This is a genomic window from Dyella terrae (genome assembly GCF_022394535.1).
GTDB lineage: Bacteria > Pseudomonadota > Gammaproteobacteria > Xanthomonadales > Rhodanobacteraceae > Dyella.
On sequence record NZ_CP089414.1, the window covers coordinates 912,532 to 934,176 of the forward strand.

Below are 21,645 nucleotides of genomic sequence, written 5' to 3' on the forward strand. Positions count from 1 at the left end.
ACTCCGGATGTCATTAACTCGCAGACTTAGGATAAGAGTCGCAAACAAGCCCCCTCCATGAGAACTATCCGAATTACTTAGTAAGAGGACGTTCCATGTGGCTTGGACGGCTATCCTTTGACTTGAGCAATCAGAAGCCCCGGGCAGTGCGCCGCTTATGTCACTACGAATCTTCATCGCCGATGATCACCCCATTGTCCGCAGTAGCGTCCATATGGAAGCCAGCCGCCTGGATGGAGCTAGTGTCGTTGGCGAGGCATCAACTGCCGACGAGCTCATGAACTTCGTACGAGAGGGGTCTTGCGACTTGTTGGTGACAGATTTCAACATGCCAAGCCAATCCGAGGAGGATGGGCTGGCCATGATTGACGCCATCCGCCGTCTGCGGCCCAAGTGGCCTATCATCGTCCTAACCATGCTCACCAACTCAGCCCTGCTCCGGGCTATCCATGAGCGTGGCGTGGCGGGCGTCGTGGTGAAGTCTGATGGTATGAGCGAGCTGGCAACCGCGCTCCAGTTCGTCGTTGCCGGTGACAACTACGTTAGTGCAAATGCCAAGCGGCTACTTCTGAAGTCGTCGCGGCGTGACGTTGGCTCGCCAGGCGCACTGTTAACAGATCGTGAGTCCGAGGTGCTGCGCCTGTTTGCCTCTGGCCGCACTGTCTCTGAAATCGCCGCGTTGCGTGGGCGAAGTGTGAAGACCATAAGCCACCAGAAGATCAGCGCCATGAACAAGCTGGGGCTGCGCAATGATCCGGAGCTCTACACCTATGCGCATGAGCATGGGCTGTGCTGACAGCGCTTGCCTTCCTTGATCGCCCGAAAGAGGTGGCTAGGACGGGCATTTACTCTCTCGCAATGACGACAGCACGCACAAATACTTGAGTCGTACATGGTGCGTCGGCCAGATGGAGCGAGCTCCGAATACTCCGGCGTGCAGAACCGAATATGAGTGCGAGGCGACCGCATGGTAAAGCCGCGCGTGACTTGGCGAAGGCGCTTTCGCCTGGATTGCACATTCCTTTGACCACCCGCTAACGGGTGGCTTTCTTTAGGGCGACGAAAGCGGCAACGTAGCGCAAGAGTCACTCACAAAGTGCACCCCTACAACGTCATAGCGTTCCGAGCCACTCCATCTCGGACAGCGCAATGCCGTGCGATGACGCGTGCTCAGCCCGCCAGCGATAGTGGCTGTAGTTCCCCGGATGCGCCACGCCGAATGCGCGTGTCTGTCGACGCCAGGGGAAGCTTTCGTCGCGCCGCTCGTCCAGGGTCATCCAGTGAACGTTGTCGTTCGAGCCTTCCAGCGTCCATGCCTGAGGATCGCGTCCCGCCTGGGCGCCAGACGTAAGGGTATACATGGCCACTTGCCGCGGCTGCTTCAGATCCAGTTGAACGGCTGGCTCACTGCCACGCAGCAAGGCTTCAGTATCCGAAGTGTTGTCACTCAAAGCACGTGCAGCAGCCGTGTCGCCAGCCACGAGCACCTGCGCACCCGCGCTATCGGCGAGGTCCACCAGCGGCGCCGGCGCGGCGCTGCCCGTGGTGATCGAGGGGAGCCGTGCCTCGCCTTCGGCACTACCCCACGCCGAGGGCGTATCACCCATGCGGAAGTCGAGCGCCGCACCCTTGGCAAGGTCGGCATGTGCCAGCCAACTACGGTCATAAGGCTTGCCGTTGAGCGTCATGCCCTGAATGTAGCGATTGCGATCGCTCACTTCGGGTGCCCGGATGTCGATGGTCTTGCCGTTGTCCAGGTGGATGATCATGTGCGGGAAGTACGGCGCGCCGATGGCATACGTCGGCGTGCCCATGCGCAACGGATAGAAGCCAGCCGCGCTGAACACCCACCAGGCGGACATCTCTCCATTGTCTTCGTCGCCGGGATAGCCCTGCCCGATCTCGCTGCCCGTGTAGAGGCGCGACAACGCATCACGCACCTTGTCTTGCGTCTTCCATGGCTGGCCGGCCAGGTCGTACATGTAGAGGATGTGGTGCGAGGGCTGGTTGCTATGGCCGTACTGGCCCATGCGCACGTCACGCGCTTCTAGCATCTCGTGGATGATGTCGCCGTAGGCGCCGGTGTGGAACTGGGTGCCCGCCGCGAAGAAGGCATCGAGCTTCTTCGCCAGGCCGTCGATGCCGCCGTAAAGGTTGGCTAGCCCCTGTCCGTCCTGCACGCTGTCGAACGTCATGTTCCAGGCGTTGGTCTCGGTGTAATCACCACCCCAGGCGAACGGATCGAAATGGTCGGCGTCGATGCGCCATGCGCCGTCCGGCCTTCGCCCGACAAAGAAGCCTGTTGCCGCATCGAACAGATTGACGTAGTTGAGCGAACGGCTGTGGAAATAGCGGGCATCGTCTGCGTAGTGCGCCGCGTAAGGGTCGGCAGCGTCGTGATCGGCCGACAGTGTCTGCGCGAGCTCAGCGATGCCGAAATCGTTGAGATAGCCTGCCATCGACCACGACAGCCCCTCGTCGGTACTGTTGTCGACATAGCCTTTGAACACCGATCGGGCGATGCCTTTTCGACCCGCTCCAGGTATGTCGCTGACTACAGTCGCGTCCTTCAGGGCAGCCTGATAGAACGAGCGCACATCGAAGTTGCGGATACCCTTGTTCCACGCGTCAGCAAAGGCCACGTCGGCGCTGGTACCGACCATTAGGTCCGCGTAACCGGGTGAGGACCAGCGCGCGATCCAACCGCCGTCGCGGTATTGCTGCACGAAGCCATCGATCATCTCACCGGCTTGTTTCGGCGTTAGCAACGCATACGCGGGCCACGCGGTGCGGTAGGTGTCCCACAGACCATTGTTCACATAAGGCTTGCCGGCCAGCACGCGTGCTCCGGTCTGCGTTGCCGTGCTGGCGCCAGTGGCGGCCGAGAACGGGCTGGCGTAACGATAATCCGGATGCTGTGGCGTGCCGACGTTTTCGAAGGCTTCGTTCGGATACAGAAACAGGCGATAGAGGTTGGAATACAGCGTGACTTTGTCGCCCGTACTGGCCCCGGGGATTTCGATATGGCCGAGCATCTCGTTCCAGCGTTGCGCGGCACGTGCCTGCACGCTGTCGAAGGTGTCGTCGGTAGCGACTTCCTGCGCGAGATTGCGCTTGGCCTGCTCCAGGCTGATCAGCGAGGTAGCGATGCGCATCGTCACGGTTTTGTTGGCACGGGTATCGAAGCCAAACCACGCAGCCACGTGGTCACGCCCCTGACCACTCAGCCGACCGCTTTCCGTGATGGGCTGATCGAAGCTTGCGTAGAAGAACAACCGGGTGGCCCCGGTCGACAAGTGGCTCGCTACATCCGAGTAGCCACTGATGCTGCCGTGCTCCGCATCCAGCTCGATGCCGCCCTTGTCATTGCGATTGTCGAACACCAGTTGCGAGCGATCGCCGGCGAAGGTGAAGCGCATCATGGCTGCATGATTGGCGGGCGTCATCGCAGCGGTGATGCCGTTGTCGAACGTGACCTGGTAAAGGTCGGCGCGGGCAATTTCGTGATCGTGCGTAAAGCCGAGTGAACGGGCATCACGATCCAGCGGCGGCGCACCGGATGCCGTGGCCGAAGGCATGATCTGGAAGGTCTGTCGATCACCCATCCACGGGCTGGGCTCGTGACTCAGCGCAAACGCCTGGATGCGCGGGTGGTTATCGGCACCGTTGTGATCCTGGTACTGGTAAATCCAGTCGGAGCCCGCCTGCGTGGTGGGCGTCCAGAAATTGAAGCCATGCGGCAGCGCCACCGCGGGGAAATTGTTGCCGCGCGAGAAATGCGCATTGGCATTCGTGCCGCGTCGCGTATCCACAAAGGTGTTGGGCGCAGCATCGGCACGGGCTGGCGCCATATCGACAAGGCGCAGGTCATCGAGGTAACCGTGAAACGCTTCCGTACCTTTGGGCGCATCCTCGACTAGCTCGATGGCGGCCACAGTCTTGCCGGCAGCCACCGCACCTAGGTCGATGTCCAGGGCGTTCCACTGATTGTCGTGTAGCACGCGGGAACTGCCCTGCGCGGCGGCGCTTGCGTGCACACGATGCTGGTCCATGGCATTGAGCGCCGACAAGCGCGTTCCGTCGGTAAACACCAGATCGACCGCCACATATTGCGCGTAACCGCGTGCCTGCCCGGAAGCATCCGCGGGGAGCACCACATACGACAAATGGGTGGAGGCTGTAACGGGCTGCTTCAGTCGATAGAGCGTGGCGCGTCGCTCGCGTCCATCCGTGACGGCATCGGCGTCGTATCGCAGGCTGCGGATACCAGTAAAGCCGGCGCCCGGCCGAGAGGTGAGGGAGTCCTCTTTGCCGGGGCCGGGTACCACGCTCATTCGCCAGCCCTGGACGCTGGCCGATACCGGCTGGGCATCGCCCGCCTCGAATGAGGTGACGAAGCCCGGGGTGGTTATCGCGCCGTGCGCGATGCCCGCGAGACTTAGGGAAATGGCGACACCCAACATGCAACGGCTCACGTCCATCCGCACTTTCCGCATTTCCCCTTCCCTCGCTTTCGCTCGTTGATCTAATCACAAATTAGATCGATCTAAAACCCCCACCCAAAAAAGGGCCACGCGATGGTGACCCTTGCTTCAGGACGCTTCGGGACTGTAACGCGCTTTTGCACCCGGATGCTTGCTGCGATGCAAAAGCCCCGCTCCATCCACGGGTTACACCTGCTGCCCACTGGCGACCGCATCTGCCCCAGTAGCCCTGATTTAACCCGGGTGTTATTGACTCGAATAAATATACCCGGGTATATTTTGCGCCCGTCGCGTCCAACCGGGCGCAAGGAACCATTCGCATGTCCCAGACCCCATACCTCGAGCCAACCGCAGCTGCCGGCCGGAGCTTTGTCATGCGCGGCCTCACCGGCAACGTCGTCATGCTCAACTTGCTGCGCTTCCGTAACGTCGCCGACTACACCGCAACACCTGAGTTGGCTCCGCCCTCACCGATCACCGGAGAGGAAGCCTTTCGGCGGTACATCGCCCACACATTGCCATTTCTGCACGAGTCCGGCGGCGACGTCGCCTTCCTCGGTGAAGGTGGGCCGTTTCTGATCGGACCACCTGACGAACGCTGGGACATGGCGATGCTCATCTGGCAGCAAAGCGTTGAGTCGGTCCTTGGCTTTGCCTCACATGACGCTTACCTGGCGGGGATGGGGCATCGCACGGCGGCACTGGAAGACTCACGCCTACTGCCGCTCACGGATGCGACTCAAGGGTTCATGGAGAGAACGCAATGAACCAACCGCACATGGCACAACACAACGAACGCAATGTCCGCCTGCTTCCCCGTCATTGGGCGTGGCTTGAGGCGCAGCCGCGTGGCGTCCACGCGAGCTTGCGCCTGCTGGTGGAAATGGCCAGCCGGGATATGGACGGCTATTTCCGCGCAGTGCGAATCAAGGAGGAGTGCTACCTGTACATGCGTGACATGGCGGGCGACCGCCCCCATTTCGAAGAAGCCGTTCGCGCGATGTTCGCTAACGACGCCGATGGATTGCAGCAACAGATGACGTCCTGGCCCGCGCCTGTGCGCACGCACATCAACGCGCTGTTGGCCGCAACGCAGGTAAACGTCATCGGCAAAGAGAGCACGTGATGGATCGCTCAAGGCGCAAGGCACTCACCCAGTCCTACAAGCTGGCGCTGCCGCCAATGGGCATCTACGCCGTTCGGAATCTGGCCAGCGGGCGAATGCTGGTGGATCAGAGCACCAACCTGACCGGCGCCCTCAATCGCCATCGGACTGAGCTGAAGCTCGGCAGCCATCGCAACAAGGCGCTCATGGACGATTGGCGCGCACACGGTGAAACAGGCTTTGTGTTCGAGGTGCTGGAGAAGATCGAGGAGCGACCGGAGCCGGACTTTGACTACAAGGCCGAGATGACCCGACTTCTCGCTCTGTGGCACACCCGCGTGCCACCCGGGTCTGCGGCTTCCTACCTCTAGCAGCGGGCGGTCGCGCGACGCACACAAAGTCCTTGCATCGCCCGCGCGACGATAGAGGGGTGGGTTTGCTTGACTGGGTATAGTTCCGTATCTTTGAACTTTAGAACATCACTCCCCTCCCTCACACACGTAAAGAGGTTCCCCATGGAATATCGGCATCTGGGTGCATCAGGCTTCAAAGTGCCCGTACTCAGCTTCGGCACCGGCACGTTCGGTGGCAAAGGCGACTTCTTCGGCGCCTGGGGCAATACCGACGTCGCGGAAGCCAAGCGTCTGGTGGACATCTGTCTCGACGCCGGGCTGACCCTGTTCGACAGCGCGGACATCTACTCCAACGGCGTGGCCGAATCGGTGCTTGGCGAGGCCATCAAGGGCCGTCGCGATCGCGTGCTTATCTCCACCAAGGCCACGTTCCGCTTCAGCGACGAACCAAACGATGTGGGCTCCTCGCGCTTCCATTTGCTGAAGTCCTGCGATGCCGCCCTCAAGCGCCTGGGCACCGATTACATCGACCTGTTCCAATTGCACGGCTTCGATGCGAAGACGCCCGTGGAAGAAACACTGTCCACGCTCGATGACCTCGTACGCGCGGGCAAGATCCGCTACGTGGGCGTGTCGAACTTCTCCGGCTGGCACCTGATGAAGTCCCTTGCCGTGGCCGATCGCTACGGTTACCCGCGTTACGTCGCCAACCAGGCGTACTACTCGCTGATCGGTCGCGATTACGAGTGGGAACAGATGCCGCTGGGTATCGACCAAGGTGTTGGCGCTGTCGTGTGGAGCCCGCTGGGCTGGGGCCGTCTGACCGGCAAGATTCGTCGTGGCGCCACGCTGCCCGAGACGAGCCGGCTACACAAGACCGGCGATATGGGGCCGCAGGTAAGCGACGAATATCTCTACCGCGTGATCGATGCGCTGGATGATATCGCGGCAGAAACAGGCAAGACCGTGCCGCAGATCGCGCTGAACTGGCTGCTGCAGCGCCCGACGGTGTCGACCGTGGTGATCGGCGCGCGCAACGAGGAACAACTGAAGCAGAACCTCGGCGCGGTGGGTTGGAACCTCACCAAGGAACAGGTGGCGAAGCTGGATGCCGCGAGTGCCGTGACGCCGGCATACCCGTACTGGCACCAACAGGGTTTCCAAGAGCGCAATCCTTCGCCAGTGTAACTAGCATCAAAAAGGGCGCCTCATCGGGGCGCCCTTTTTGTCTTCCCGCAGCAAACCTCAGCCTGCGTTGAGCGCCTCATCCACCATGGCCTGCGCTTCTTCCAGCAGGCGCTGCAGATGTGCCTCGTCCTTGAAGCTTTCCGCATAGATCTTGTAGATGTCCTCGGTGCCCGACGGACGCGCGGCGAACCAGCCATTGGCCGAGGCGACTTTGATACCGCCGATAGCTGCGCCATTGCCCGGCGCACGATCCAACACCGCCTCGATCTTTTCGCCGGCAAGCTGCGTGCTCTTCACCTGGTCGGGCGACAGCTTCGAAAGCCTGGCCTTCTGCTCAGGGTTGGCCGGCGCGTCAACGCGTTCGGATACCGGGCGGCCCAACTCGTGGGTCATCTCGCGATACAGCTCGCCCGGATCCTTGCCCGCGCGCGCAGCGATTTCCGCCGACATCAGCGCCGAGGCGATACCGTCCTTGTCGGTGCTCCACACGCCACCATCGCGACGCAAGAAGGACGCGCCCGCGCTTTCTTCGCCGCCAAAGCCGAGCGATCCGTCGAACAAACCGTCAACGAACCACTTGAAGCCCACCGGCACTTCGTAAAGGCGGCGGCCGAGCCGCTTCGCCACCCGATCGATCAGTGCGGAGCTGACCAGCGTCTTACCCACGGCGGCGTCGCTGCGCCACTGTGGGCGATGGCGGAACAGGTAATCCACCAGCACGGAAAGATAGTGATTGGGCAGCAGCAGCCCTGTGCTGCGCGTGACGATGCCGTGGCGGTCATGGTCGGTGTCGCAGGCGAAGGCCACGTCGTAGCTGTCCTTCAGACCGATCAGGCGCTGCATGGCGTACGAGGACGAAGGATCCATGCGGATCTTGCCGTCCCAGTCGACGCTCATGAAACGAAAGGTGGGATCCACCACGTCGCTGACCACCGTCAGGTCGATGCCGTAGCGTTCGGCGATCGGCGCCCAGTAATGCACGCCGGAGCCGCCGAGCGGATCGACGCCAAGATGCACACCGCTGGCACGGATCGCATCGAAGTCGATCACGTTTGCCAGATCGGAAACATAGGCGTCGAGATAGTCATGCTCGTGCGTGGTCGATGCACGCAGTGCCTCGGCCAGTGGCACACGACGCACGTCGCGCAAGCCGCCTTCGATCAACGCGTTCGCGCGCTTCTGCACCCAGCCTGTGATGTCCGTATCCGCCGGACCGCCATTGGGCGGGTTGTACTTGAAGCCGCCGCCATCGGGCGGATTGTGGGAGGGCGTCACCACGATGCCATCGGCCAGCCCGCTCGTGCGGCCGCGGTTGTAAGTGAGAATGGCGTGCGAGATCGCCGGTGTCGGCGTGTATTCGCCACCCTTGGAAACCATGGTGTGCACGCCGTTCGCGGCAAGCACTTCCAGCGAGCTTTCCAGCGCGGGTTGCGACAGCGCATGTGTGTCGATGCCGATGAACAGCGGGCCGTCGATACCCTTCCCTGCGCGGTATTCGCAGATGGCCTGGGTAATGGCCAGCACATGCCATTCGTTGAAGCTGTGATCGAACGAACTGCCGCGATGGCCGGACGTGCCGAAGGCCACGCGCTGGCTGGGCACGCCCACATCAGGGCGCAGATCGATGTAAGCGCCACGCAGTCGGGCAACGTCCACCAACTGGGCTTCGGGAGCCGACTTGCCGGCCAGTGAACTGAGGCGACTGCTCATCGGCGCGCCCCGTCCCGGACGACAGAAACAGGCTGGCTCAAGCGGTAAGACGTGGTCATGCGAAAACGCATCCTGAGTCTGCAGAAAGACCCGCATTGACCCTCGCCACACGGCTACGTGTCAATACCGCAAGCGTTTTGCGGTGTGGATATCAGGTGAAATGTGGACTGCAAGGGCGGCCATCGTTCAGCGCAATTGGCTGTCCTTGCTGCCACGGCGGTTATACCCGCTGAATGCGTCTTCCTGGTCGTGCGTGGTTTGGCAGTTGACGCACAGGCGCACGCCCGGCACCGCCTGACGCCGCGCTTCCGGGATCGCTGCGTCGCACTCTTCGCAATGAGTAAGCCCGGGGCCTTTCTGCAGACGGCTGCGTGCACGCTTCACCGCATCTTCCACGGTCGCGTCGATCTGATCCTGCACGGCGCCGTCGCCGGCCCAACCTGTTGCCATGGCTGCCACCTCCCATACTTGCCGTGACCCCGCCAGGGTGCCACCGGCTAAATGTAGGGCCGCAAAGGCTTTTTTCCACCCCTTGGGGCAGTAGAGGCTATCCGCGGTTCAGAACCGTTTGCGCAGGAAGTAGCGTGCGCCACCCACCGGATGGTCCGGAATTTCGCCGAATACGGTGTAACCCAGCTTCTCGTAGAAACCGCGCGCCTGGAACGCAAAGGTGTCGAGCCATGCCCCCACACAACCACGCTCCCGGGCGATCTGCTCGCCGCGCTGCATGAGCGCCGTGCCGACATCCTGGCCACGCATGGATTCCGGGACGGCGAGGAGATCGACGTGCAGCCAGTCGAGCGCGGTTTCGCCCCACAGGCCGCCAACCGTATAGCCATGCTCGTCGCGCAGCGCGATCACCAGCGGCCGGATGTCCAGCGTGGGTACCTTACTCTGGTTATAGGCCAGCAAGGGAGCGGCAATGGCGTCGCGATCGGCGGCATCAGGCTCATCGATGCTGTGCAGGTGCCAGGACATCAACGCGCGGCGTCCGGCGTGGTCGATGCCTGTGGCGGCACTGCCGTGGACCCGTTGATCTCGGCCACGTCGCTGCTGCCATCGAAACCACCACCCAGGGCCTCGATCAGGCGGATGGAAATGTCGGTCTGCTGGCTCTCCAGCAGGGCAAGGCGCTGCTGTGCCACCAGCAACTGCTGGCGGCTGGTGAGTGGCGTCAGCGGACCCCGCAGACCGCCCTGATAGGCCTTCAACGCATCGTCCCAGCTCTTCTGGGCGTCATCCACGGAGCGCTTCTCCAGCACGATCTGCTGACGGACGGAGTTGAGCGCGGAGACCTGATCGGAGACGTCGTTGAGCGCACTGATCAGCAGGCCGTTGTAGCGAGCCACCATGGCGTCGTAGCCCGCGTCCGCTGCTGCCAGGTTCGCACGGCGACGGCCACCATCGAAGATCGGCAGGCTCAGCGCCGGGCCAAACGCGTACTGCCGCGCCTGCAGCGAGAGCACATTGGTGCTCGCGCCTACGGCGATCAGCCCGGCCATGGCCGAAACGCTGATGTTCGGCAGGAATTCCTTCTTGGCGGATTTGACCTCTTTGCTGGATGCTTCGATTTCCCAGCGCGCCGCCACCAGGTCTGCACGGCGACCGAGCAGATCCACCGGCAGCTTGTCGGGCAGCACGGCCGGGCCGTGGTCAGCCATATGCGGACGCTCGATGGCGAGACCGCGATCCGGCCCCTGCCCCAACAGCACCGACAGGCTGCTGCGCGCAGCATCGATAGCACGGTCAGCAGCCACCTTCTGCTGCTCGGCACCCGCCAACTGCGAGTCAGCGAGATGTTCCTGCTGCGGCGTGTCGAGGCCGCCCTTCACCAGCTTGCGCGTGACATCAAGGGTGCGGCTGGAGCGCTCGAGTTCAGCGTCGGCCACGTCTTTCTCGGCAAACGCATAGCTCAGCTGCACATAGGCGCGAGCCACGTTCACCGACAACTCGATGCGTGCGGCGTAAGCATCGATCTCGGCCGCGCGGCTGCGGCCCAACGCGCCTTCCCAGGCGGCTCGCTTGCCGCCCCACAGGTCGAGATCCCATGAGAAATCCGCGGTGAGCGATTTGCTCCAGGCGAACTTGCCGAGCACATACTCGGGATAGAGCGGGTTCTTCTTCGACAGGTCGGCGCCGGTGATTGATGCATCAAAACCCGCCTGCGGCTTGCGGCTGGCGTTGACGCTGTCGGCGATAGCCTGTGCTTGCCGTGCGCGCGCCTGCGCCTGGTCCAGGCTGGGGTTGTTCTTCAGTGCCTCTTCAATCAGCGCGGTGAGCTGCGGATCGCCATAGCCCACCCACCAATCCTGCTTCGGCCACGCGGTGGGGCTGAGTTGCACATCGGCCAGGCTGCGCTCGGATTTCAGGTTGCCCGGGTCGGTCATGGTGCCCGTGGTATGCAGGCCGCGACTGGTCGCGCAACCGGCAAGGACGAGGCTGAGCGCAATGGCGGCAGGAAGGGCAATGGAACGCATGGCGGGATATCCGGAAAAGAAGACGCAGAAGTGCGCGGCGCTCGTTGCGGAGAACATCGCGCAACGGACGCGAGCGCTCACTTATATGCCGATTATATCGCTGCGTCTCAAGGGTGCGTAGCGCGGTTTCGCGCGAAAACACCGCCACCAGGCCTCTACTTTTGTCCAATTGCCAGCGCCCTGGCGAGCACGCTCGCACTTGGCGACGCGGCCCTGCCCGCTTAACCTCAAGGGCCGCCCACGATGCTCGCCATTGCCGAGCCCCGCCACATGTCACGCAAGGAACCCACGCGCATGCCCAAAGTTTCGTCTGCCAGCATTGTTTCGACGGATAGCCATTACCTTCATCACATCGAAGCCGGCCATTTCAAACTCGATACCGACGAACCCGTGAAACTCGGCGGGAAAGGCACGGGCCCAGCGCCATTCGACTACTACCTGGCATCACTCGCCGCGTGCACGGCGATCACCCTGCGCATGTATGCCGAGCGCAAGGGCTGGGAGCTTGGCGAGTTCCGTGCGGAGCTCCAGCTCGATCGCGACGATGAGGGACGCTTGCACGTCATGCGCACACTGCACGCCACCGGCCCGTTGACGGACGGACAATGGGATCGCCTGCTGGAGATCGTCGCCAATACACCGGTCACCAAGGCGATGCGCGAAGGCGTGGACATTGCCAGCCGTCGCGGCGACATCTCTCCATCGACCTGAATCGAAAGCACGGAGCGAAATGCAGTCCAATGGCTAGCCCAAGGTGGACGTGCACCGGTAGGTAAGCCGACACCCGACCCGGAGCAAGTGGCGGCGATGCGCGAACACACCGCATCGCCCGTACAATCTCCTGCCCACGTGAGTACAAAGGGTCACGGTCATCATGGGGAAGGTAGTCATGCGGGAAGCTTTAGCGCCACGCACCTGGGGCCGCCATGTGGCTGTTTGCCTCGGCTACGCCCTCACCTACGCGCTGCTAGGCCGCATTTTTGTTTCTCACTGGAACCTACCTACCGGCCTGCGTGTGGCCTGCCTGTTGCTGTTCCCTTATCGCTATTGGCCCGCATTGCTGGTCGGCGAATGCATTCCGGTGGGCTATCAGGCTTGGCATGGCGTCGGCGAGTTCGGCTGGCGCTGGTTCGCGCTGGCCACCCTACCTCCCGTTTTGCCGCTGATGGCCATGACTGCCTGGGTTCGTCGACATGCACGCCTGCTGTTGGATCGTCACCAGATCAATATGCCGATGCTGCTCGGCCTGATTCTCGCCAGCGCCGTGTTAATCGCGCTTGATGATGTCCTGGTGGCCATGGCAGTGCAGATGCCGGCGGGACAGCCAGCTCCGGTGCTCGATGCGCAGACGATCTTCGGCTACTTCATGAGCAATTACCTCGGTGCGCTGGCCATTGCGCCAGCGGCCATCGCTCTCGTTCTCGCCTTGGCGGACCATGCCACGGAAACGCCACGGTGGCGCAACCGGCTCGCCAAGGATGCCGCTGTCGGCGTGCTCATCCCGCTGCTGGTGTTGATGGGGCTGGTCTTCAGCAGCCAAGGCGACAGCATGCAAATATTCCGCATCGCCATGTTCCTTCCCGTAGTGTGGCTCACCTCCCGCCATGGCTGGCAAGGTGCCGCGATAGGCGGCACGCTGGCCAGCGTGGCCGTCACCATGACCTCATCCATTGTGCGTGATCCGGCGGTGATTCAAGCGCAAGCGCTCATCGCTTTCGCCATTACCACGCTGCTCATGCTCGGTTCGCGCATTGTGCAGCAGGCGCAGGTGAACCAGCCTGACCAAACGGATGCCTTGCGCGGCTTCCAGCTGGCCCAGCAAGGGCTATATCTCGAAGAACTTCGATTGCGCCAAGCCGCCGATACCCTCGAACATATCGGCCACACCATTCGCGAGAACCACAGCCGCCTGCTCGGCCGACTTCGGCATGTATTGCCGTCCAACGAAGAACGCACTTACGCGCGACAGGTAGCCCAGGCCCAACATGAAATGCACCGACTAGCCAATGCACTGTATCCGCGCGGATGGCGCGAGCGCGGCGTGCCTGCGACGTTGCGCGAGGGCCCTTTCGCGCAGGCCATCCATATGGCGGGCGCCACATATGCCTGCGAACTCTCGGGCCGCGGCTTGAGCCAGCTCGCGCCCGACGTGCATATGGCGCTTTACCGGCTGGCCTGTGAGGTGCTGGTCCACGTGCTCTCGCGTGGCCCTATGCAGGATATCCAATTACGCCTGCGCGGCGGCCACACCCATGGGCGGCGCTGGGTCGTCATGCGACTCGAGGGAAGGCGCGCGTCGTCCCAGGCGCCGATGCCGGACCGGGATCCCATCCATGCCGTCGACAACGAACCCTGGAAACAGGCCATGACCTTGCTCGGCGCGAGTGGGCTGGGCATTTCATCGATCCGCGACCGCACGCACATCTATGGTGGTGACGTGCATGTTCGCGACCTCGATCCACTGGTCAGCGTGACGCTGCTGCTGCACGACTCCTTGCGGGGCTCACCAGCAAACCGGGGCGCCTCCCGCTAGAGGTGCCGCGCCGGATCGGTGCCGTGATTGTCCATGGCCATCACGAGGCCATAACGCAGCGAAAAGTGGCCACGCCCCACTAACGCATCGATTGAAATAGCGGCGCCTCTACACATCACGCCCTCCCTTGCCTTCCTGAACGGAAGGCCGCTCGCCCACAGGGCGGCCTAAACCCTCTCGCATCCACCCGCATCGGACTCGCTGTATGCGTGACGGCTGGTCGCGCCCCTACCTGTCGAGGCATGGATGAAATACGCATTGATCGTGCTGTGCTGGATGTCCTGCCTACTGGGCATGCCGGCCCTTGCCCAACCCGCCCCGGGTGACATGAACGTGCACTGGGATCCCGGTGCCGCCGATTGCCAGACGCGCCCACCGAAACCGCTGCAGGTGCACCGCTACGACCAGAACACCTACATCCTGCGAGAGAGCCTTTGCCAGACTTACGAAGGGCCCTTCATCTACCTGCTCATCGGCTCGTCGCGTGCGCTGCTCATCGATACCGGCGACGTGACGGACGCCAGCAAAATGCCGCTAGCATCGACCGTATTGGGGCTGCTCCCTGTCACAAACGGCAAGCGCCTCCCGTTGCTCATTGCCCACACGCATGGCCATCTGGACCACCGCAGCGGCGACGGCCAGTTTGCCAGCGCGCCTGACGTTGCCATTGTCGGTACCGACTTGCCGCACGTCATTGATGGCTTCGGCTTTCGCGATTGGCCCAACGACATCGCGCACATTGATCTGGGCAACCGCACGGTCGACGTGATCGCAACGCCCGGCCACTACCCATCACACGTATCGTTCTACGACAACAGCACCGGCCTGGCATTTACTGGCGACTTCCTGCTGCCGGGCCGTCTGATCATCGACGACACCGACGCGGATCGCGCCAGTGCCTTGCGCATCAATCAGTTTCTGCACGATCGCCCCGTCACCTATGTGCTCGGCGGCCACGTCGAACTCGACCGAAGCGGACAGGCTGAACCCATGGGTTCGACCTGGCATCCAGATGAAGCGCCACTCGCGCTCGGCAAGGAGGACCTTGCACAACTTCCGCAGGTACTCGCGGCGTTCAACGGGTTCTACAGCCAGTCCGGCCGTTTCGTCATGTACAGCCAGACACGCATGCTGCAAGTGGCAGGCACGATCGCCATTCTTCTCCTGATCGTCATCGCCCTCTCCCTACGCTGGTGGTTCAGACGCCGACGCCACGCCCGTGCCGGTCACCTTTGAATCTTTCCAACGGAGCGCTTCATGCACCCTTCGCTTCCTGCGACGATGACGGAGATCCACATCAGCACGCCAGGCGCGCCCGATGTGCTGCAACCGATACAGGTGCCCGTACCTGCGCCGAAGCCCGGTGAAGTGTTGATCCACGTACGCGCGGCCGGGGTGAATCGCCCTGACGTGCTGCAACGCGAAGGCAACTACCCCATTCCGCCCGGTGCCAACCCGATTCCCGGCCTGGAAGTTGCCGGCACCGTCGCAGCAGTCGGCGACGGTGTCACCGCACACGCCATCGGTGAAGACGTCTGCGCGCTCACCAATGGCGGAGGCTATGCCGAGTACTGCGTCGTGCCTGCCGGGCAAGTGCTGCCGATCCCCAGGGGCGTTTCCACGCAGCAGGCGGCAGCCATTCCAGAAACGTTTTTCACCGTATGGGCCAACCTGTTTCAACTGGGGCGCGCTCGCCATGGGGAGGTGACGCTCATACATGGAGGCACCAGCGGTATCGGCACCACCGCGCTGATGCTTTGCCGAGAGTTCGGCATACGTGCGTTCGCCACCGCGGGTGGCCAGGAGAAATGCGACGCGATTCGCGAACTGGGCGGCGAGCCGATCAACTACCGGCAAGAGTCGTTTGCGGAGGTGGTGCTGGCGCGTACCGAAGGGCGTGGCGCCGATGTCATCCTCGACATCATGGGCGCGCCATATTTCTCGGACAACCTCACCACACTGGCGCGGGACGGTCGCTTGCTGCTGATCGGCTTCCTGGGCGGCGGCATGGCCGAGCACGTCAACCTTCACGCGATTATGGCCAAGCGCGCCGTTGTCACTGGGTCGGCCATGCGTCCTCGGTCGTCCCAGGAGAAGGCCAGCATCGCGGCATCACTCAGGGAGCATGTGTGGCCGGTACTGGCAGAAGGGCGCTGCCTGCCACTGATTAACGCCACTTATCCGCTGCTACGCGCCGCCGATGCTCATCGGCACATGGAGAGCAGCCAGCACATTGGCAAGATCGTGCTTACCCTCTAGCGAGACACCACCCCTTCGCTCAGTAAACCGCGTCCGGCTGCCGATCCGAAGGAAACGGCGTATGCCCATGCATGGTTTCCAGCCATTCGTCCATCTGGCGGCGGGCTTCGCGAATTTGCATTTCCCCGGTCGGATGCCGGCGCAACTGCGCGCGCAGCACTTCGACTTCCTGCTGCAGCAGCGCATTCTGCTCGATCAGCTCGTCGCAGGCGCGACTCAGCAGGTCGTTATCGCGATCCCATTCCATGAAGGCACCGCCTTGTCCCGGGAGGGAAAACTACGTTGCCCGCCACGCCGTTAACGCGTCGTGACACTTTGGCTAAGACTTTCGCGTCGCCATGAGTCGGCACCCCGGCCGGTACAGAACAAGCCCGCCCTGGGCGCTTTCCGGGCCCACCCCATGGGCATGAATGCCATCACATGGGACCACCTACCGGCCCGATTCGATGCCCCTCAACCTCGCCGCTCAGTGGCACACCAGTACGGGTATGTCACAGCTCAGCATGACCTTGTGCGGCACGCTGCCCAGGAGCATGCGCTCCACGCCGTCATGGCCGCGCGACCGCATCACGATGAGATCGCAATGGTGTTTCGCCGCTGCCGCCACAATGGCCACGTACGGGCGAAGGTCACAGGCGATCTCGGTTTCGCATCGCACATGGGCCGCGTCGGCGCGTTTGACCACTTCATCAAGGAACGCTTGCGCCCGCACCTTGGCAGCGTCGGAATAACAGGGCTTGTGCTGCAACAACTCCGACATGAAGGACACCGTGGAAAGTGGCGGCAGCACATGAACGCCAAAAACCGTGGCGCCCAGCGCCGCGGCTAACTGAATGCCGGTGTCGACCGCCTTCAGTGCGGATTCGGAACCATCGACCGGCAGAAGGATGTTCTTGAACATGACCTGGCCTCCCGTGATTTCCCGGCTCCAAGTTTAGTCCCGCGGCGTTTGCGTGACGTGCACGCCTGCCATGCGGCGGATTGCCGCCAAGCCGCCGTTCCACCGGGCCACGCCCTAAGCTGGTAAGCGCACGCTCCGTGACGGGCGCTGCACGGCAGCGGCGTCACGCTGGCTTTCGGCGTCCATGAACGCCCTCTTTCGCCGCGTCTGCGGCTACCAGCGAGGAACCCATGTTCAAACACATCCTCATCCCCATCGATGGCTCCGACGTCTCCCTGCGCGCCGCGAAAACCGGCATCGAGCAGGCCGTACTAACCAAGGGGAAAGTCACCGCGATCCACGTGATCTCGCCGTTCCAGACCATCGCCTATATGGGCGCCATCCTGGCTGCCACCGAGTTTGCCTACGACGAAGAAGCCAAGGCCAACGGCCAGCGTTATCTCGAGCAGGTGAAGGGGCTGGCAGAAGCGGCTGGCGTGCCATTCGAGGGCGTCGCCGAATTCGGCGACCAGCCTTACGAAACGATCGTGCAAGCCTGCAAGGACAAACAGGCCGACCTTATCGTGATGGGCTCGAACGGCTGGCGCGGCATGACACGCCTGCTATTGGGCAGCGAAACGCACAAGGTGCTGCTGCGCGCCAACGTGCCCGTGCTCGTCTGCCACTGACCGAGCTTCGCGCCGCATCCTGCATGCGATCGGTGCCGCGATGGATGTCGCGGCACCGACACTCAGCTTCACAGACTCAGTTTCAGATCCGCCACATACGTCCGTTGCGGAAACGGGTGGTACAGGTAGTACTTCTCGTTGTTGATGTTGTCGATGCCGAACGAAGCCGCCAGATGGTCGTTGATCTGGTAGTGCGCGCGCACGTCGAACACGGTGAACTTGTCGAAGGCACCGAACACGTGCGGCGTGTTGTCGGTGTTGTCCAGCGTCGAGTACTGCCTCCCGCTGTAACGCCCGGCTAGCGTGAATGCCCATGCGGCGTCGGGCCGGTATGTCGCTACAGCCGTCGCGCGCCAACGCGGAACATAGGGAGCGTGCTTGCCTTCCGAAATGGTGCCCGCGGTGCTCGCGAAGCTATCGTTCGAGAGGATGGTCGAGTCCACGAAGGTCACGCTGCCGGATAGCTCCAACCCCTGGATCAGCACGTTGTCCTTCTGCGCCACCAGCTCGATGCCGCGATTGCGCAGCTTGCCCACGTTCATCACATAGGTCACCGGCACCGCCACGTTGGGCAGGGTCGATGTCTGCGAGATCAACGCATTCTTCGTGTTTTCCTGGAACAGCGACAGGCGCAGCATGCCTTGGTCAATCGCGTGCTCCACGGCCAGTTCACCGCTGCGCGCGGTTTCAGGCTTCAGGTCGGGATTGGGCACACTGTAGGTCGAGCCGGTTTGCACCAACTGGTACAGCTCACCCACCGTCGGGAAACGGATGGCCTTGGCCAGCGAACTGGTGATGCGCCAATCGGCTGCGACGTTCCATTGCAGGGTGGCCTTGGGCGAAAAGCCATTCGCCTTTTCCACTGGCTGCTGCACGCCGGTTTTACCGCTGAAGTTGTAGCCGTCGCTGGCCTTCCACCATTCGTAGCGGCCGCCCCATGTCAGCAGCCAGTTCGGCGCGAAGTGCCATGCATCCTGTAGCCACAAGGCCTGCGTCTGCGTCTTGCCGCGGCCGGTCGAGTACAGCGCGGTGAGGGTATCCGGATCCTGCCAATCGCTCAGATTGGTGGTCGGGTTGTTGAGCTTGTACTCGTCCGCATGTGCGCCGATGGACACCTCATGCGCCCCGTCATACCCCTGCGGACGCCAGATACCCGTGGCATCGACCGTGGACCACCGCGTGCCGCCGTAGCTCGCCAATCGGCCATTGGTGGTCAGCCCCGTCCCGGTGGTTACGCCGGCCGGCTGCCATTGGTTATCCCTGAGAAAGTCGTAGTGCGTCACCACGAACGATGCGTCGTAGTTACCCTTGGTATCCGACTTCACCGACAAGCCTTGCATCAGGTGGTCCGCGCTGAGCTGATAGACATTGCTGGCAAAGCCCGCCACCTTGCCGTAAGTCGGATGGCCGGCCGTGTCCGTCAGGTAGGTGTCCGTGCTCGACTGGCCGTGGTTGTGCCAGTAGCCCACCAAATAGGTCGCCTTCCATTGCGGAGTGATGTCGTAAGTGAACTCGCCATTGAGGTCCAGCATGCTCGTGTGCAGCAAGCCACCCGCGCCATAGACGTTCGCCACCTGCCCCAACTTGTTCAGCGCCGGAATGGTGCCGCCGGTGCCGGCAGGCGTTGCACTGCCAGTGATAATGGACAGCGGCTGGCTGAAGCTGTTCATCGCGTTGGCGCCGAAGAACCAGCCGAAGTTGCCGCTGCGCCCGCCCGCCGTGAGGCTCGTCTGGCTGGTGCTGTAGTTGCCGTGCGTGCCGTACAGATCGAAGGACTGCACCGCCTCCGTCTGCTTGATGGTCACCTCGGTCTTATCAGGCATGCGCGTGACAATGTGCATCACGCCGCCCATCGAGTTGCCCGCGTAGGCAGCAGAGAACGGGCCGTACATCATGTCGATGTGGTCGATGGCCTCCGGTGAGGTCATGCCCCAGCGCGGCGCACCGATGGTGTTGTTGTTAGCGATCAACGCCGAGATCGGGATGTCGTCGACATAGACCAGCGTGCGCGCACTGGAGTTGACACCCCACGTGCGGGTAGCCAGCACCGGTTGGGTGTCACCGTAGTTGCGCTTGCGCACGAACAGGCTCGGCAGGTACTTCGCCGCATCCTCCACATCCACGGCATTGATCGTGGCTTCGACGCGCTCGGCAGGCACCGAGGCCAGGGTTGCCGGAAAACCTGGCGCCACCAGTTTCTGCGTGGCAGCGGACACCTTGACCGCACCCAGACTGGTGACCTTTTTGTCCGGCGCTGTCTGATCCGGCGAATCACTGGGACCCGATTGAGCCATGACAATAGAGGAAGCAAGCAGCGTGAGCGGCAATCCAAGGGCCGCTCCGCGCATGAAGGAAAAGCGCATGACATGAATTCCATGATGTCCCGCGACGCGGCGCGGGACTGAGGCACAGGCAAGCACGGGCATACGGGCGTGTCGCCACACCCGTCCCCTGTCTTGCCATCCATTCGGGTGGCGTCGCAGGACGCGCGCCACTCCGCTAGACCGTTATCCCAGCAGGACGAACGGTGGCCCTCGCGGATTCGCGCTTAGTAATGGCTGCGCATGCCACGGCGCCATGGCGCGCATGTCCGGCGTAACGGCCGGTAGAGGAGCAGCAAGAAGAAGGGCGACGACTCCGCCCGAAAGCAGCGGCGTATGCGCCAGCATGGCGCAGTAGCCGCACTGATCCATGTGCAGCGACGGATCGCTGGGCATATCCGGCATGCCAGGCATGGGCATACCAGCCATGTCGGCATGATCGTCGCCATGGTTGGCGCACCAAGCCCCTGCATCTACAGAAACCAAGGCCGGGAGCACACGCGAAACGGTCGGCGCAGCCACGAGCAGCCACATGGCGGCAAGAGCCAGCCATGCAACAAAGCGTCGTGATGTCCTGCGTCGAATCAAGCCTTTCCCCAACCCTTGAGTGGGCTCCAGACATGATCGCACGATCGATAACATCAGGGTACGGGTTGACGGGTGCGGCGTTGCGTCGCCCGCGACCATTACTAGCGAGTTGCCGCGCCCCTCAATGCGCCTCGCAACGCGAAGCATCGAACCCGACGGTCTTCGACGCATGGTCGTAAATCAGCCGATACCGGCCGATCAAATCGGCCCCGAGCAGCATGGCCGGCTCACCATGGAAATCATCCGCCAACATGGGCAGGTCCACGACCTGGGCCGTGGCGTTGGTGAGCGTAAGGCCAGCAAACCGCACCTCGCCCACGGGACCGGTGCGCGGCACCCGCTTGTTCCCGCTCGTGCCGTAGATCGCCGTGTCGTCGTGAAATGTCGACGAGGCGACATCGATGCCCGCCTTGCTCGCAAAACCCGGCGTCAGGCGAGTTTGCCGCGACCCCGAATCGAGCACGGCGATACCTTGAGCGCCGTTCACTGTCACGGGCAACGTCAGCAGTGTGGTGCCTTCGTCGACACCGGCGTGCACGACGTGTGCACCGCCGAGAATCTTCTGCACATCCGTAGGCGTGGGATAGATTGTGACCTGGCGGCACGGAAAGTCGAAAACGACCACGGCCTTGTCCATGAAGTCGTTGCCAAGCACACCTGCCTGTTGACCGCCGTCCTTCCGATCAGGAAGACCGAACGCTTCCGCGCCGTGATAGTGCAAACCGCCGAGTGACACATCGTCAATGCGAAACATCGACACCTTCGCCGACCCGGTCTGCCCGGATAGATCCTGCTCCTTGCCTGCGACCTTGGGCAGGCGCGCCTCATCGGCAAACCACTGGTACACAGCCGGTCCATCAGCACCGGTATCGAGAATGAAGGGATACGGCCCCTTGCCGTTGACGTAGACCGGTACCGTGTCGTGCCCGTTGGGCGATGCACTCAGGGCGACCTGAGGATCAACGGAGCGATCCGCGGAGCGTGCTTGCACACCGCAAACGCTTGTCACGGCCATCGACCACACGCCCAGCGACATCAAGAGGCGACGCATGTATGAA

Annotated in this window: 20 protein-coding genes; 10 read left to right on the top strand and 10 right to left on the bottom strand. The window is 62.6% G+C overall.

Annotated features, from left to right (window positions below):
* Window positions 1–157 precede the first annotated feature (157 nt).
* Window positions 158–796: a response regulator gene (locus DYST_RS03665; protein ID WP_239950132.1), complete on the top strand. Its 639-nt coding sequence runs from the start codon at window positions 158–160 to the stop codon at window positions 794–796.
* A gap of 316 nt (window positions 797–1,112) precedes the next feature.
* Here DYST_RS03665 and DYST_RS03670 read toward each other — a convergent pair whose 3' ends face one another.
* Window positions 1,113–4,481 carry a GH92 family glycosyl hydrolase gene (locus DYST_RS03670; RefSeq protein ID WP_239950134.1) on the bottom strand — a complete coding sequence of 1,123 codons (3,369 nt, stop codon included), beginning with the start codon at window positions 4,479–4,481 and terminating at the stop codon, window positions 1,113–1,115.
* A 377-nt stretch (window positions 4,482–4,858) separates the two neighbouring features.
* On the opposite strand from DYST_RS03670, the gene DYST_RS03675 reads away from it, so the two are divergent.
* The 4 genes from DYST_RS03675 to DYST_RS03690 all read left to right on the top strand — a co-directional run bounded on the left by DYST_RS03675 (window position 4,859) and on the right by DYST_RS03690 (window position 7,130).
* The gene (locus tag DYST_RS03675; protein ID WP_239950136.1) at window positions 4,859–5,251 is read left to right on the top strand and encodes a hypothetical protein; all 393 of its coding nucleotides are present in this window, start codon (window positions 4,859–4,861) and stop codon (window positions 5,249–5,251) included.
* The gene (locus DYST_RS03680) at window positions 5,248–5,610 is read left to right on the top strand and encodes a DUF2239 family protein (protein WP_239950138.1); all 363 of its coding nucleotides are present in this window, start codon (window positions 5,248–5,250) and stop codon (window positions 5,608–5,610) included. Before DYST_RS03675 ends, DYST_RS03680 begins: the two co-directional genes overlap by 4 nt.
* Window positions 5,610–5,960 carry a GIY-YIG nuclease family protein gene (locus DYST_RS03685; protein ID WP_239950140.1) on the top strand — a complete coding sequence of 117 codons (351 nt, stop codon included), beginning with the start codon at window positions 5,610–5,612 and terminating at the stop codon, window positions 5,958–5,960. The genes DYST_RS03680 and DYST_RS03685 overlap by 1 nt, the downstream gene beginning before the upstream one ends.
* Before the next feature lie 144 nt (window positions 5,961–6,104).
* Window positions 6,105–7,130 (top strand): aldo/keto reductase, encoded by a 1,026-nt coding sequence (locus DYST_RS03690; RefSeq protein WP_239950142.1) that lies wholly within the window; start codon window positions 6,105–6,107, stop codon window positions 7,128–7,130.
* A 57-nt stretch (window positions 7,131–7,187) separates the two neighbouring features.
* Here the strand turns inward: DYST_RS03690 and pgm are convergent, their stop codons facing one another.
* From pgm to DYST_RS03710, 4 genes are all read right to left on the bottom strand, one after another.
* Window positions 7,188–8,840 carry a phosphoglucomutase (alpha-D-glucose-1,6-bisphosphate-dependent) gene (gene pgm / locus DYST_RS03695; protein WP_239950144.1) on the bottom strand — a complete coding sequence of 551 codons (1,653 nt, stop codon included), beginning with the start codon at window positions 8,838–8,840 and terminating at the stop codon, window positions 7,188–7,190.
* 186 nt (window positions 8,841–9,026) lie between these two features.
* Window positions 9,027–9,290 carry a DksA/TraR family C4-type zinc finger protein gene (locus DYST_RS03700; protein WP_239950145.1) on the bottom strand — a complete coding sequence of 88 codons (264 nt, stop codon included), beginning with the start codon at window positions 9,288–9,290 and terminating at the stop codon, window positions 9,027–9,029.
* Window positions 9,291–9,398: 108 nt separating this feature from the next.
* Window positions 9,399–9,818: a GNAT family N-acetyltransferase gene (locus DYST_RS03705; protein WP_239950147.1), complete on the bottom strand. Its 420-nt coding sequence runs from the start codon at window positions 9,816–9,818 to the stop codon at window positions 9,399–9,401.
* A complete protein-coding gene (locus DYST_RS03710) occupies window positions 9,818–11,317 on the bottom strand; it encodes an efflux transporter outer membrane subunit (protein WP_239950149.1) in 1,500 nt (499 codons plus the stop codon). The genes DYST_RS03705 and DYST_RS03710 overlap by 1 nt, the downstream gene beginning before the upstream one ends.
* Window positions 11,318–11,611: 294 nt before the next feature.
* On the opposite strand from DYST_RS03710, the gene DYST_RS03715 reads away from it, so the two are divergent.
* The 4 genes from DYST_RS03715 to DYST_RS03730 all read left to right on the top strand — a co-directional run bounded on the left by DYST_RS03715 (window position 11,612) and on the right by DYST_RS03730 (window position 16,109).
* Window positions 11,612–12,028 (top strand): OsmC family protein, encoded by a 417-nt coding sequence (locus DYST_RS03715; RefSeq protein WP_239950151.1) that lies wholly within the window; start codon window positions 11,612–11,614, stop codon window positions 12,026–12,028.
* 178 nt (window positions 12,029–12,206) lie between these two features.
* Window positions 12,207–13,850, top strand: coding sequence for an MASE1 domain-containing protein (locus DYST_RS03720; RefSeq protein ID WP_239950153.1), 1,644 nt, complete (start codon window positions 12,207–12,209; stop codon window positions 13,848–13,850).
* Between the two features lie 246 nt (window positions 13,851–14,096).
* Window positions 14,097–15,086, top strand: a complete 990-nt coding sequence (locus tag DYST_RS03725; protein ID WP_239950155.1) for an MBL fold metallo-hydrolase — start codon at window positions 14,097–14,099, stop codon at window positions 15,084–15,086.
* Between the two features lie 21 nt (window positions 15,087–15,107).
* Window positions 15,108–16,109, top strand: a complete 1,002-nt coding sequence (locus tag DYST_RS03730) for an NAD(P)H-quinone oxidoreductase (RefSeq protein WP_239950157.1) — start codon at window positions 15,108–15,110, stop codon at window positions 16,107–16,109.
* Between the two features lie 19 nt (window positions 16,110–16,128).
* On the opposite strand, the gene DYST_RS03735 is transcribed toward DYST_RS03730, so the two are convergent.
* Window positions 16,129–16,356 carry a hypothetical protein gene (locus DYST_RS03735; RefSeq protein WP_102305201.1) on the bottom strand — a complete coding sequence of 76 codons (228 nt, stop codon included), beginning with the start codon at window positions 16,354–16,356 and terminating at the stop codon, window positions 16,129–16,131.
* Between the two features lie 219 nt (window positions 16,357–16,575).
* On the bottom strand, window positions 16,576–17,010 hold the full coding sequence (locus DYST_RS03740) for a universal stress protein (RefSeq protein ID WP_102305216.1): 435 nt from the start codon (window positions 17,008–17,010) through the stop codon (window positions 16,576–16,578).
* Between the two features lie 230 nt (window positions 17,011–17,240).
* Between DYST_RS03740 and DYST_RS03745 the strand changes: the two genes are divergently transcribed.
* The gene (locus tag DYST_RS03745; protein ID WP_239950159.1) at window positions 17,241–17,678 is read left to right on the top strand and encodes a universal stress protein; all 438 of its coding nucleotides are present in this window, start codon (window positions 17,241–17,243) and stop codon (window positions 17,676–17,678) included.
* A gap of 68 nt (window positions 17,679–17,746) precedes the next feature.
* Here the strand turns inward: DYST_RS03745 and DYST_RS03750 are convergent, their stop codons facing one another.
* From DYST_RS03750 to DYST_RS03760, 3 genes are all read right to left on the bottom strand, one after another.
* A complete protein-coding gene (locus DYST_RS03750) occupies window positions 17,747–20,041 on the bottom strand; it encodes a TonB-dependent receptor (protein WP_239950161.1) in 2,295 nt (764 codons plus the stop codon).
* Window positions 20,042–20,185: 144 nt separating this feature from the next.
* Entirely contained in the window at window positions 20,186–20,758 is a 573-nt protein-coding gene (locus tag DYST_RS03755; protein ID WP_343214853.1) for a DUF2946 domain-containing protein, read from the bottom strand.
* Window positions 20,709–21,638: a retroviral-like aspartic protease family protein gene (locus tag DYST_RS03760; RefSeq protein WP_239950165.1), complete on the bottom strand. Its 930-nt coding sequence runs from the start codon at window positions 21,636–21,638 to the stop codon at window positions 20,709–20,711. The genes DYST_RS03755 and DYST_RS03760 overlap by 50 nt, the downstream gene beginning before the upstream one ends.
* Window positions 21,639–21,645 lie beyond the last annotated feature (7 nt).